The organism is Moraxella oculi, assembly GCF_023336735.1.
Lineage (GTDB): Bacteria > Pseudomonadota > Gammaproteobacteria > Pseudomonadales > Moraxellaceae > Moraxella > Moraxella oculi.
Window position 1 is genome coordinate 89,106 of the sequence record NZ_JAMBAQ010000007.1, and the last position, 14,909, is coordinate 104,014.

Sequence of the window (14,909 nt, forward strand, 5' to 3'; positions counted from 1 at the left end):
ATTTAAAATCGTCAAGAAAATATTTTAATGAAATTTAAAATATTTTGTAAGTCATTGATTATGAATTAAAAAATTTATAATCAATCTTTGAAATTGTTAAATTGCAGTGGCACACCAAAAGACTTTTCCTTTAAAAATCCCATGCAGGCTTGCAGATTGTCTTTTTTCTTGTCGGAAACACGAATTTTATCGCCTTGAATGCTGGCGGATACTTTTAGGTCGGATTCTTTGATGGCTTTGCTGATTTTTTTGGCGGTGTCGCTGTCCAAGCCATCTTTTAGGTTGATGATTTGTTTGGTGTGTTTGCCTGACTGAAATTTGTCTTGTGGGTCTAATGATTGTAGATCCACACCTCGCTTGATGAGTTGTTTTTCAAAAATGGCATAGACATTATCTGCTTGCAATTCGTTATCGCAAGTGATGCAGACGGTTTTGTTTTTTTCGTTTAACTCAACAGTAATATCGCTGCCTTTAAAATCAAAGCGAGTGGCGATTTCTTTGTCGGTATTGCCGATGGCATTACGCACTTCTTGGACATTGAGTTCTGAGACGATGTCAAATGAAGGCATGTTTTTTCTCCTTGTTGGTTTGGTTGATGTTAAGGCGTTTGGTCTGAATCTGTATGTGGGCTTATGGCATTAAGCATGGGTAAGTCATTGAAAATCTGACAAAACAGTTCAGCGGTTTTTTGGGTGTCATAAAGGGCAGAATGTGCATGATCGTTATTAAATTCAATCCCAGCCATAATACAGGTTCTTGCTAGGACGGTGTGCCCATACGCCAATGCAGACAAGCTGGCGGTATCTAGCACGCTAAATGCATGAAAAGGCGAATGGTTTTTGCTGTTGGTGCGGTGAATGGCAGCGTTTAAAAACCCCAAATCAAAATGGGCGTTATGCCCAACCAAAATGCACTGACGGCAATCATGCTGCTTGCGAACTGCTTTTAATTCCTTAAAAATACGACGCAAGGCGACCTTTTCGTTTTCACTGACGGCCTTGCGAATGGGGCTGTCTGGATTGATGCCTGTGAATTTTAGGGCGGCAGGTTCAAGATTTGCCCCAAAGAATGGCTCAATATGAGCGTTTAGTGCTTCGCCTTGATACAATTTACCTTCGTCATTCATCAAAATCGGCACGCAAGCAATCTCCAACAACGCATCGGTTGAAGCATTAAAGCCTGCGGTCTCCACATCAACAACGACTGGCATGAAGCCACGAAATCGCTCTTTTAGTGTGGTTGGCTTGACCGCAAAACATTCTGTAGAGTCGGTAGGTTGATGAAAGTCGGTCATGAAAGTTGTGTCCACGCCAAAGTCTGTCCTGCTAATAATGGGGTGAGTGTTTTATCGCCAAGATAGTCGTATGCCGTAGGAATGCTCTGCTCTTGCTTGGCGAGTGTGATGGTTGTTGTGTTGATGGGTAATCCATAAAATAACGCACCAAAACGACTGGCAAAACCTTCAAGCTTATCAAGTGCATTGACGCTTTCAAAGGCGGTCGCATACAGTGGCAAGGCATGAACAGCAGAATAACAACCAGCACAGCCACAAGCGGATTCTTTGGTATGAGTGGCGTGTGGGGCAGAATCTGTGCCTAAGAAAAACTTGGGGTTGCCAGAGGTGGCGACTTCAAGCAGTCTTTTTTGGTGGCAGGCTCGCTTTAAAATCGGCAAGCAGTAAAAATGTGGTTTAACGCCACCTACCAGCAGATGATTGCGATTGAACAGTAAATGTTGCGGTGTGATGGTTGCGGCGATATGGTCGCCTTGAGCCAAACAAAAATCAGCCGCATCAGCGGTGGTGATATGTTCCATCACGATTTTTAGATTGGGGAAGGTTTTGATGATGATGGATAGCACTTCATCTAAAAAGCGTTTTTCACGGTCAAAAATATCAATCTCTTGATGCGTAACCTCGCCATGTACCAATAAGGGCATGCCTACTTTTTGCATCATCTCAAAGACGCTCGCTCGCCCCAAAATGTCAGTAACGCCATCAGCGGAATTGGTGGTTGCACCAGCAGGGTAGAGTTTGACGGCTTGTACGACGCCTGATTCTTTGGCTCGTAGAATTTCATCGGCGGTGGTGTGATCGGTTAAGTACAGCACCATGCGTGGGTCAAAACCATCTTTACGGTCATGAGGCATGTCTGCATTGAATAGTACGCCTAAGATTCGCTCACGGTAGGCGATGGCATCGGCAGTGGTCTTAACTGGTGGTACCAGATTTGGCATGCAAATCACACGATTAAAGCTTTTGGCGGCGTGCGGTACTGTGGTATGCAAGGCATCGCCATCACGCAGGTGAATGTGCCAATCGTCTGGCTGGATCAGAGTGAGAGTTTGGGTCATGGTCGGCTCGTTTTGATGAATGAATGATGACAGTCTCAAGTGCTTGACTTGGGATTATGTGGTAGTTATTTTATCATAATTAAGGGTGTGGGCGTCATGACTTTTTAAAGCAGTAAAAACCAGATTTTTGATCTTAGGTGTGTTGTCAGTAGCTTTGGAGTGGCAATTGAAGCCTGATGATTGGCTACTAAGCTTGATTGGTGTTGGTTCATCAGGCGGTCAAAAGGTTTTTTTGCCGTGCTTAAGTGGCATCAATGACCAATTTTTAGCCAAATGATGGCAATGAATAACAGCGTCTGCAACACGATGGTGATGACATTCGTCCAGATGTTGTTTTTCTTGCGATACAATGATAATAATGAAAATAACAATAACTGTATCAAAATCGCACCGATGCTTGCCACAATTGCAGTTTTTAGAGTTACCCAGCCAATCCATGCAATCGCAGTAAACACAATGGGAATGCGTCCTGCAATCAGAATGCCTAGACTGGCATCAAAAGCGTGTCTGTGTGCGTGTTTTCTGTCTTGCTTGTCGATGATGGTGATATTTTGTGCTAAGATGTCAGCAAAAAAGCACGCCAGCCATAGCCCTATGGTCGTCCCTAGTATGATGCTGAATGTCTCAAAGGGTGTGCTGTCATGCACATGCAATAACAGCGTAATATTCGTCGCCAATAGAGTAACAAGACCGTAGATGACTTCTTTGATTTTTTCTTTTTTGCTAAAAATTTGTGGGGAGTGTGTGGACATGTCTACTTCCAAATGTTTACAAATAATGAGTGTGAAAATTTGGCGTGTGTTGTGTCATTGATTTACATTCCATTTACAAGTGATTTACATATTTTATCAAAAAAACTTACATTTTTTGATAAAATATGTAAGTTTTTATCATATCTGGCTTAAATCAAGCATATTAATTTCAATCAAGCATTGTTAATGCACAGTTTACTGTGTTCTTCATGGTCTTACGACAGGTTGGCTGTGATGGGTGCGTGATGGCTTGATGCTTTGTTTTTTTATTACCATCAGGAAGTAGTGATAGCTATGAACAGTATCTACAAAGTCATTTTTAACAAAACGACAGGCACCTATCAGGCGGTGGCTGAATTTGCCAAATCGCAGACCAAGTCATCTGGCGTGGTCGGTAGCATCGCCAGCCCTGCATCATCACCTGCCATGTCAAAATACCTCACTCTCCCAGCCATGGTCATGCTGGCGATGGGGGTGATGGTGGCCGTACCAGCAAATGCAAATCCTAGTGGAGAAAAAGTCGCTACTGCTTTGAAGATTGATTCAAAAAAGAGGGGTCAAATTACTAGCGGTCTAACAGCAGCTGGCATCACAGGCACCGTCAATCTGTGCTATTTCGTAGATTCCCCCTATTCCTCAGTATTTTGTTCTAACAACATACAAGACTTGCATAGTGATTTGCGAGACTCTGTCTATATCGGTAAAAATGTTCAAGCGGCTGATGGAGACCGTAAGGGTAACTACGCAGTCGTAATCGGTGAAAATGCCTATGGAATAGATAAGTATGTGATCTCTTTGGGTAAGTATACGAAAGCAACAGCTAATAGTGCGACCGCTGTTGGTGCAAAGGCCGCAGCATTGGCCTCCCATTCTGTGGCACTGGGGGGTGATGAGTCAACGGGTGCTAAGGTTGAGACAGATGCTGACTACAGCCTTGCAGTGATGGCAGGTGCAAAGGTCAATAAAAATAAAAAAAATGGTATCGCCATCGGTCAAGGGGCAACGATTGGCGTTGATGATAGTGATGCAGATAACAGCAACCGTGCCACTGCCATCGGTACCAATGCCTTTGCCAATGGCAATCGTGCCTTGGCACTGGGGGCGAGTTTGCTGAATGATGATTTAACAAGTGATGATGCACAGGAAGATACAGACTTATCCGAAATAGAAGAAGCAGATGAAAGAAGTAGGGCCATCAGTGCTCGCTACAGCAGAACTCGTGCTACCGCGGACGACACCATCGCGATCGGTACTGCCGCGCGTGCTACCGCTGATAAGGCGACTGCACTGGGTTATCGTGCTGCCGCTGAAGGGGCGAATGCACAAGCCTTTGGTTCGCAAGCTGTCGCATCGGGCATCAGTAGCCTAGCACAAGGCACTTCTGCTAAGGCAACCAGTATCAACGCCCAAGCCTTTGGTAATCAAGCTCAAGCAAGCGGTGTGAATGCCACTGCCATTGGTACAGATTCACAAGCCAGCGGTCACTTCTCTCAAGCTTTGGGTGCAACTGCCGAAGCAACGAAGTTTGGTGCTCAAGCTTTCGGTCTGCTAGCCAGTGCAAAAGAACACAATGCGATTGCTATCGGTACAGGAACAAAAGCATTAGGTAAAAATTCTCAAGCATTAGGTAACTCTGCAGTAGCTGAGGGTGCTGGCTCGCAAGCATTGGGTACCAAAGCCAAATCTCGTGGTAAGCGTTCTTTGGCAGCAGGTTTTGGTGCAAATGCAGCCAATCAACTTTCCTTAGCATTGGGTGCAAACGCACAAGCCACTCAAGATAATAGTGTGGCACTGGGTGCAGGCTCAGTGGCAGATCGTGTGGCGATTAATGCAGGGTTGGTGGATACTAGCAGTGATACGGCTAATCCTACTGCCAATCAGGTTTACACGCCATTGCCTACTCAATCTCAACAAGGCGAAATGCAAAAATTTCATCAAGGGATTAAAGATACAGTCAAAGGCAGTAACGGTGCGGTATCTGTTGGGTCATCTACTGCAACACGCCAAATCATCAATGTCGCTGCTGGCTCTACTGATACCGATGCGGTGAATGTCGCTCAGCTTAAAGCGTTGGCGAATTTGCCGATGAATTTTGAGGCGGATAATAATGGTGCAGTGCCTGTGAAGTTGGGCGAGCGTTTACCAATTACAGGTGCAGTAGATGGGGGCATTACCACTAATGCAGATTTAGCCAAAAATGGTTTAACGATTGGCATTAAAACAAGACCTGATGGTGGTCTTGACCTTAATGCTCAGGGTGTTGGCATTAAGTTAGATCAAAATAATGGTGGTCAACCTGCAGGCTCTCCGCTTTCTTTAAGCAACAATGGTCTTAAGTTTAATTTTAAAGATACTGATTTTCAGCTGGTTGATGACGGCGGTGTAAAAAAACTGGCATTGAAAGCTGGGGCTGACGAAACGAAATATTTTGCTGATGCCGATAATGATACTGTTACCCCTGCTACCAGCAAAGATGCGGCCAAAGCATTTACCAACGATAAAAATGTATTGGGTATTAAAGGTGGTCTTACAGGTGAGGAGGCAAAAGCAGGTGCAAAAAATATCATCACCAAGATTGATACAGACAACAACACCATCGAAGTCGCTCTAAACCCTGATGTGAAAGGTTTGCACAGCTTGCAGTTTGCTGATGGTCAAGGGATTAAGATTGGGGATGGTAATACTCAAGTAAACCACAATGAAAATGTAGTGATTGGTAAAGGTGCCGTAGCGAAATCCAGTTCTCAAGTTGGTTTGGGTTTGCGTAAAGCACCTGGTTTTGATGAAAAATTGACAGGTTCACCAACTGGTAAAAATCACATTGGTACTTATTATCAAATGATGCAAGGTGTCGCTGTTGGCGATCATGCCTATTCTGGAGATTCTTCAACTGCTGTCGGTGCTCGCTCTAAAGCTGAAGGAACTTACTCTGTCACAGTAGGAGCTAATGCCTTTACCAAGAATGAAGGTGGTGTTGCACTGGGTGCGGCCAGTTTTGTGACTGGAGCAAGTGGTGTGGCGATCGGTCGTGAGGCTGTTTCAACAGGTGCTTTTGCACAAGCCTTGGGTAGCGTGTCTTCTGCCACAGGTGAAAAATCCTTTGCGGTAGGGCATTCTGCCACGGCCAGCGGTAAGCGTGGTATTGCGATTGGTGCATCATCGAATGGTTCAGACGGTATGAATAAACTGTATCAAAAAGATGCCAATCAAGGTGCACATGCCACTGCCGATGACACCATTGCTTTGGGTTCAAACAGTAAAGCCACTCAAGACAAAGCGATTGCCATTGGTCGTGCTGCACAAGCAACCGTAGCTGATGGCGTGGCTTTAGGTTCAGAATCGATGGCTGATCGTGCTGCCATTGATGCAAATGCAGTTCAGACGATCGATAGACAGATTGTCAATACTGCCACCAATCAAGTTTATACACCTCTACCTAATGACGCTCAGACCAATCCAGCCACTCAGCCTTTTAATCAGGCTATCAGACATACCGTCAAAGGCAATAAAAGTGCGGTATCCGTGGGTAATGGCACGAATACACGCCAAATCACCAATGTCGCGGCAGGCTCTACTGACACCGATGCGGTGAATGTCGCACAGCTAAGAGCATTGGCAAATCTACCGATGACTTTTGAAGCTGATGAGGGCGGACAAGTAGAACGCAAACTGGGCGAGCGCTTGCCAGTTAAGGGCAAGGAAAATGGCGGTATCACCACCAGCACCAATCTAAAAACCAATGGCATTGACATTGCGGTAAAAGCAGGTAATGGCATTGCGGTTGATGCTACTGGCGTAAAAGTTAAGCCAAAAAATGACGGTGCATTAACCGTTAACGCTGATGGCGTGGCGGTTAATGTCAATAATAAAAAAGGCATCGAGATTGGCACTGATAATAAACTTGCGGTGAAAGCTGATACCACAAAAGGCATCAAAGTTGATGGCGATGGCATTGGCATCAACCTAAAAGCAGGTGATAATCTATTAAGCTTTGATGATAATGCTCTTGTTGTCAATCCACAAAATGTGGTAGAACAAGCCCAATTGCCAGTGGTTTATACTGACAAGCAAGGCAATAAGCTGACTAAGGTGGGTGATGAATTCTATCAAGTGATTAATGGTGGAAGAGCTAGAGTTGCTACGCCAAAAGACCAAGTCATCGCTTCAATGAACAATGGCACTAATAACACTAAGCAAGCCCCAATGACCTTGGCTAATGTTCAAAGCAGCATTAACCTTAAACAGCCTTTGGGTAATGGTCCACAAGTAACTGCTGATAAACCAGCTGATTTTGACACCATCAAAAACAACGCAGCGACCGTTGAAGATGTGATGAAAGTTGGCTTTAATTTGCAAAATAACAGTCAAGCCAAAGACTTCGTCCAAGCCTTTGACACCTTAAATGTTGTTGATGGCAATGGTACCATGGCGATCGTTGAGACTGATGGTCAAGGTAAAGTTAGCACCATCAAAGTTGATGTCAAGCCAAAACCACAAGGTGGCATTGAAGTGGATGCTGGCGGTGTCGGCATCAAACTTAAAGCTGATGATCATGCTAATAAGAATCCGCTAACCGTGTCTGATCAAGGCCTTAACCTAAACATTGACTCTGATACGCTGACAGTTGATGGTGCTGGCACTGATAAAAAACTGAAAGTCAAAGTAAAACCACAAGGCGGTATCACCACCGAGGGTGGTCAAGGTTTGGCTGTACAAACTGGTGATGGTGTTGAGGTTGCTGAAGGCAAAGTCAAAGCCAAAGCACATCATGGCATTACGGTTGACGGTAATGGCATCAGCGTGAAAGCAAAACAAAATGATGGTGCGTTAACGGTTGATGAAAATGGCGTAGCGGTTAATGTTGATAATCAAGGCATTCAAGTTAAGGATAATAAGTTAGCGGTCAAACCCAACACCAACAAAGGCATTGAGGTAACCGATGCAGGTGTTGGCGTCAAGCTTGCTGAGCAAAACAATCCACTAAAAGTGGATGGCAATGGTTTGACGCTTAATATCGATGATGAAACATTGGAGCTGGCAGACAATGGTGGGGTTGGCAAGAAGCTGCAAGTAAAATCTAATAAATATTTTGCAGATGAAGATGTACAAAATGATGATGAGGCCGCCATCAGCAAAGAAAAGGCTAAAGAGCTTGCCAAAGACAAACGCATCTTGGGCATCAAGGGCGGTCTTACAAATGGACAAAAGAACATCACTACCAAGATTGATGCAACCAATAACACCATTGAAGTCGCTTTAAAGCCTGATGTGAAAGATTTGCACAGTTTGCAATTTGCTGATGGTCAAGGGATTAAGATTGGGGATGCGGCTACTCAAGCCGATGATCCGTCAGCCATCGCAATGGGTCGTGGTGCACAGGCAACCGTAGCTGATGGCGTGGCTTTAGGTTCAGAATCGATGGCTGATCGTCAAGGGTTTGCACAACCCGTAAATGCCACCGATAATGCAACTGCTAACAATAATCAAGTCTACACACCGATCAGTGATGCAGTCATCAGAGATGCTCAAGGCTTGGCAGACCAATTAAATCAGCATAAAGAAGGCATCGTCGCAACAGTCAAAGGTAATAGGGGTGCGGTATCTGTGGGTTCATCCACTGCCACACGCCAAATCATCAACTTAGCCGCTGGCTCTGAAGATACCGATGCGGTGAATGTCGCACAGCTAAAATCATTAGCGGCCATGCCAATGATTTTCCAGGCTGATGAAAACGGACAAGTAGAACGCAAACTGGGCGAACGCTTGCCGATTAAGGGTAAAGAAAATGGTGGTATCACCACCAGCACCAATCTACAAACCAATGGTATTGACATTGCAGTGAAGGCCGATGACAAAAAGGGCGTTGAGGTGGGGGTTGACGGTGTCTCAGTTAAGTTGAATACTGATAAGGGTGTTAAATTTGGTACTGATGGCAAAGTTGAAGTTAATCTTGCCAACAACAAAGGCTTAGAATTTGACGGTGCTGGCGATAAGGGCATTGCGGTAAAAGCAGGTGATGGCATTGAGGTTGATGCTACTGGCGTAAAAGTTAAGCCAAAAAACGACGGTGCGTTAACTGTCAACGCCGACGGTGTCGCTGTCAATGTTGATAACAGTAAGGGTGTTGAAATCAGTGGTAATCAGCTTGCTGTTAAAGTCAATAACCAAAAAGGTGTTCAGTTCGGCACTGATGGCAGAATTGAAGTCAAGCCTAATGCCCAAAACGGCATCAAAGTTGATGGCGATGGCATTGGCATCAACCTAAAAGCAGGTGATAACCTATTAAGTTTTGATAATAATGCTCTGACTGTCAATCCACAAAATGTGGTAGAACAAGCCCAATTGCCAGTGGTTTATACTGACAAGCAAGGCAATAAGCTGACTAAGGTGGGTGATGAATTCTATCAAGTGATTAATGGTGGAAGAGCTAGAGTTGCTACGCCAAAAGACCAAGTCATTGCCTCAATGAACAATGGCAATGGCGAAACCAAACAAGACCCAATGACCTTGGCGAATGTTCAAAGTAGCATTAATCTTAAACAGCCTTTGGGTAATGGTCCACAAGTAACTGCTGATAAACCAGCTGATTTTGACACCATCAAAAACAACGCAGCAACCGTTGAAGATGTGATGAAAATTGGCTTTAATTTAAAGAACAATAACCAAGCCAAAGACTTCGTCCAAGCCTTTGACACCTTAAATGTTGTTGATGGCAATGGTACCATGGCGATTGTGACAACTGATAATGAGGGTAGCACCATCAAAGTTGATGTCAAAGCCAAGCAAAAAGGCGGCTTATCCATTGATGATCGTGGCGTAAGTGTTGATGTGGATAATAAGACCATTCAATTAAGCCCGGAGGGTAAAGTAGCTGCCAAAACCACAAACCTAACGGTTAATCAGGCTGGCGATGAGCAAGGTAAGGTCAAGCTGGCTGACGGTCAAAATGATGGCAATGCCCTAGTTACCGCCAATACCGTGATGAATGCTATTAATGATAGTGGCTTTACCTTGACTACTGACAAGACAGGCACAGGTACGGTTACGGGTAAACAAGACCAGCTAATTAAAGCAGGCGAAAAAGTGACCATTGAAGCGGGTGATAACATCGCTATCACTCAGGACAAGGGTAAAGTATCTATCAGAACCAAGCGTGAAGTAGATTTTGGTAAAGTAACCGTAGGTGATGACACCGATGAATTTTATGGTGTACGCACGCCAATACGCATCACTAGTAATGGTATGGGTGGTCATGAACAAAACCACATCACTGGCTTGACGCATACTCTGCAACCTGCTGGCGATAGCCACCAGCAGCTGACACTAAATAATGATTTGGACATCTCAAGTAAAGATGCTGATTCACTCAAACTCTCTCGTGCAGCCACTGTTGCAGATGCTCTATCAACAGGCTTTAACCTACAAGAAAACGGTAATTCTCGTGATTTTGTTCGAGCTTATGACACGGTCAACTTTGTTGATAGCGATTCGGTACAAACCAAAGTTGTGACTGACAAAGATGGTAAGATTAGCCGCATCAGCAATGAGATCAAGGTGAACCCAAACCAAGGTCTAGAAAGAACCCAGGCAGGTGTTGGTATTAAGCTTAAACCATCGGCTGGCAACCCATTGAATGTCAATGAGTACGGCTTGGGATTGGATTATGATGTTGACAAGCTGGCTGTTAAAGACCAAATCTTGACAGTTAATACCACTGACTTGTTTGTGTCTGATGACCCAGACAATGCAGATGGCAATACTGGCAGAGTTCAACTTGACGATCCTGCCAAAGGCAAAGCATTGGTAACAGCACAAGGGGTGGCTGACGCCATCAATGAGTCAGGCTTCTTGTTAAAAGCAGAAGATGAAACCGTCAAAATGGTATCACCTGGCGACAGCGTTAACATCAAAGCAGAAAAAACCGACCAAGGTAATGGCAACATCCGTGTCTTTGAAGACAATGGCGACATTGTGATCGGCACAGCAGATGATGTGAACTTTAATACGGTGAAAGTTGAAGAAGAGCTGAAAGTTGGCGATGTGAAGATTGACCAAGACGGCATCAACGCTGGCAACAAGCAAATCACCAATGTTAAAGAGGGTGAAAAAGACACTGATGCGGTCAATGTCAAGCAGCTAAAAGACTCAGCAACCAAATACTTTGCTGATACTGACTTTGATGAGTCACAAACTGCTGCGACCAGCAAAGACAAAGCCAAAGCTGCCAAAGACAATGTGATTGGCATCAAAGGCGGTGTGACTGGCGATGAGAAGCAAGATGGTGCATCCAACATCACCACCAAGCTGATCTCAGATAAAAACACACTAGAAGTGACACTAAACCCAGTCCTTAAAGGATTAAAGAGCATCCAGTTTGCCAAAGATCAAGGCATCACCATGGGTGATACTCGTACGCTTGCTTCTGACCCAACTGCCACTGCCATCGGTCGTGGTGCCAACGCCACTGCCTTTGGTAGCCAAGCCTTTGGTCGTGATGCGATGGCAAATGCTGATTATGCCAATGCTTTAGGTAATCGTGCGATTGCCACGGCACAAGGTGCCCAAGCGATGGGTGCGTTCAGCAGTGCAGACGCTGACTTCGCTCAAGCCTTAGGCATGGCTGCAACAGCAAGCCAAGAGGCAGCCGTGGCCTTGGGTGCAGCAGCAGAAGCTAAGAGCGTGGGCGGTGTGGCATTGGGTGTGTTGTCTGTGGCTGACCGTGCTGCGATTGTTGGTGCAACCACAAACCAATCAGCAAATCCTCTTGCTAATCAAGTGTACTCAGCAGTAACTGGCGATCAAAATCAAGCACTTAACAATGCCATCGCAGCCACCGTCAAAGGCAACCTAGGTGCGGTATCTGTTGGTGATCAAAACAACACTCGTCAAATCACCAATGTCGCGGCAGGCTCTAGCGATACCGACGCGGCCAACATCGCTCAGCTTAAAGCGGTGGCAGAATTGCCAATGAGCTTTGAAGCGGATAAAGGTCAAAATGATCAGGATAATGACAAAGTTGTTACTCGCAAACTGGGCGAAAGCCTAAAAGTTAACGGCAAAGCCAACAGCGGCATCACCACTTCTGTGAATGCTGGTAAAGATGGCATTGACATTGCCGTTAATCTAAACACTGACAAAGGTGTTAAATTCGGTACTGATGGCAAAGTTGAAGTTAATCTTGCCAACAACAAAGGCTTAGAATTTGACGGTGCTGGCGATAAGGGCATTGCGGTAAAAGCAGGTGATGGCATTGAGGTTGATGCTACTGGCGTAAAAGTTAAGCCAAAAAATGACGGTGCGTTAACTGTCAATGAAAATGGCGTGGCGGTTAATGTCAATAATGAAAAAGGCATCGAGATTGGTACTGATAATAAACTTGCGGTGAAAGCCAATACCAACAAAGGCATCAAAGTTGATGGCGATGGCATTGGCATCAACCTAAAAGCAGGTGATAACCCACTACGCTTTGATGATCAAGGTGCCTTAACCTTCAATACACAAAAAGCCGTAGAACAAGCCCAATTGCCAGTGGTTTATACTGACAAAGCAGGTAATAAGCTGACTAAGGTGGGTGATAAGTTCTATCAGGTTAATCCGTTAAACGGTAATCCAACACGCCAAGAAGTTGCACCAAATGAAGTGATCGCTTCACTCAATAACGGTTTAGGTCAAACTCAAAATGCCCCAATGACCTTGGCGAATGTTGCTCACAACATCACGCCTAAGAAAGACTTGGGCAGTGAGGTGATTTCATACGCCAACAAACCAACTGGATTGCAAGAGAACAACGCAGCCACTGTAGGCGATGTACTAAACGCAGGCTTTAACCTAAAAGAAAGAGGTAATAATAAAGACTTCGTCCAAGCCTTTGACACGCTAGACATTATTAATGGTGCTGGTACCACTGCACAAGTAACAACCGATGACAAGCATCAGGTCAATCAAATTACCTTCAATGTTAAAGCTGATCACCAAAAAGGCATCAAAGTGACAGATGAAGGCGTTGGCATCAACATTGATGACAATGCTGGCCTTGAGTTTAAGCCAATGACCGACAAGTCAGCATCTAAGCTTGCAGTTAAAGCTGATGGCACCACCATCAAGGTTGAGGGCGGTGAGGTGAAAGCAAATACAGCTGGCTTGACTGTTAATCCTAGTACTAAACCTGATGCTGGTAGAGTGATCATTAACGATGGCGATAGTGGCAATGCCCTAGTCACCGCCAATACCGTGATGAATGCCATCAACGAATCTGGCTTTACTCTTGCAACTTCACAAAGTGGTACTGGTCAAGCAGTTGGTGAGTCACAGCTGATTAAGACAGGTGAAAAAGTCATCATTGATGCTGGCGATAACATGAGTGTCATTCAAGCAGGTGGTCGTGTTAGCATTGCAACCAAAGATGATGTTGTGTTCAAGCATGTGCTTGCTGATGACATCATGGCTAAAAACAGCCTAACTGTAGGTGATACTACAGATGGTAGAAAAGCCGTCAAAATCACAAGCACCGGTAAGGCAGGTAGTGAGAAAAACATCATCACTGGTCTAAGCGACACCTTGCCACGCCTAGGAGATGCTGCAATACAACAGGCCATCTCTGCAGACTTGGACATCTCAAGTGATCAAGCTGACAATGCCAAACTCTCTCGTGCCGCAACAGTGGCAGATGCCCTATCAACAGGCTTTAACCTACAAGAAAACGGTGTGGCCAAAGACTTTGTGAAAGCCTATGACACCATTGATTTTGTTGATGGACAGGGTACCAGAGTGATGGTTGACTCACCAGCAGGTGATAAGAAAAATACCATCAGAGTTGACCTCAACCTCGATCCAGCAAAAGGCCTGGAGATTAATCAAGAAAAAGGTGGCTTGTTGGGCATCAAGCTAAGAGATGAAGACAGCAATCCATTGTATGTGGATGAAAACGGTCTGACCGTATTGACCACCAATTTGGCGACCACTGCTGATGGTAAACTTGTCGAACCAGACACTGATGATGAAAATAGCTTGGTAAATGCCAAGTCAATAGTTGACGCCATCAATCACTCAGGTTTTGTTGCTAAAGCGAATGGCGATGCAGGTGAAGTGATTCATCCAGGCGATACGCTTGAATTGACAAATGGCAGAAATATTGAAATCAGTCGTGATGGGGGTAAATTTACCATCAATACAGCCAAAGATGCCATCTTCAACAGTTTGAGTGTTGGCGGAGAGTATGGCAATGTCATGATTGATGAACATGGTGTGCGTATGGGCGATGTACATATCGGTCCTACAGGCATTAATGCTGGCGATACTCGCATTACCCATGTGGCCGATGGGGTTGATCCAAGTGATGCGGTGAATGTCAGCCAGCTATTAAATGGCATGGCACAAAGTGCGGAGCATGTGACTTCTGAAGATGGTTCCATTTTTGTCCAGCAAAGCGTCAATCCATCGACCAAGGCAACAACCTTTGATCTGTCTGTCAATACAGATGATGTTACCATCACTAAAGGTGATGAGGGTAAAATTAAAGCCAAAACCACAACCTTAACGCCAAATGAGAATGGCAAGATTGACACACCAAATGGTAGTAATGAAAACGCTTTAGTTACTGCTGGTGATATTGCCAATGCCATCAACAACTCAGGCTTTACCCTACAAGCCAACGGCAAAGAAGGCAAGCTGGTCAAAGCTGGTGACACCATCAGCATCAATCAAGGTGACAACATCAATGTTACCCAAGATGAAAGCGGTAACCTAACTGTTGCCACCAAGCAAGATGTGGCGTTTGAAACTGTGAAAGTGGGCGATACGCTACAA

Annotated in this window: 5 protein-coding genes; 1 reads left to right on the plus strand and 4 read right to left on the minus strand. The window is 44.9% G+C overall.

Annotated features, from left to right (window positions below; genetic code table 11):
- Positions 1 to 80 precede the first annotated feature (80 nt).
- The 4 genes from M2R47_RS04950 to M2R47_RS04965 form a co-directional block, all read right to left on the minus strand.
- Complete coding sequence (locus tag M2R47_RS04950) at positions 81 to 569, minus strand: YajQ family cyclic di-GMP-binding protein (RefSeq protein ID WP_249099795.1); 489 nt, start codon at positions 567 to 569, stop codon at positions 81 to 83.
- Positions 570 to 598: 29 nt separating this feature from the next.
- Positions 599 to 1,294 carry a ribonuclease T gene (rnt, locus tag M2R47_RS04955; protein WP_249099797.1) on the minus strand — a complete coding sequence of 232 codons (696 nt, stop codon included), beginning with the start codon at positions 1,292 to 1,294 and terminating at the stop codon, positions 599 to 601.
- Positions 1,291 to 2,352, minus strand: coding sequence for a dihydroorotase (gene pyrC, locus M2R47_RS04960; RefSeq protein WP_249099799.1), 1,062 nt, complete (start codon positions 2,350 to 2,352; stop codon positions 1,291 to 1,293). The genes rnt and pyrC overlap by 4 nt, the downstream gene beginning before the upstream one ends.
- A gap of 251 nt (positions 2,353 to 2,603) precedes the next feature.
- On the minus strand, positions 2,604 to 3,104 hold the full coding sequence (locus M2R47_RS04965) for a hypothetical protein (protein ID WP_249099802.1): 501 nt from the start codon (positions 3,102 to 3,104) through the stop codon (positions 2,604 to 2,606).
- 294 nt (positions 3,105 to 3,398) lie between these two features.
- Here M2R47_RS04965 and M2R47_RS04970 point away from each other — a divergent pair.
- On the plus strand, positions 3,399 to 14,909 hold an 11,511-nt coding region (locus tag M2R47_RS04970; RefSeq protein WP_249099804.1), incomplete at its 3' end, for an ESPR-type extended signal peptide-containing protein.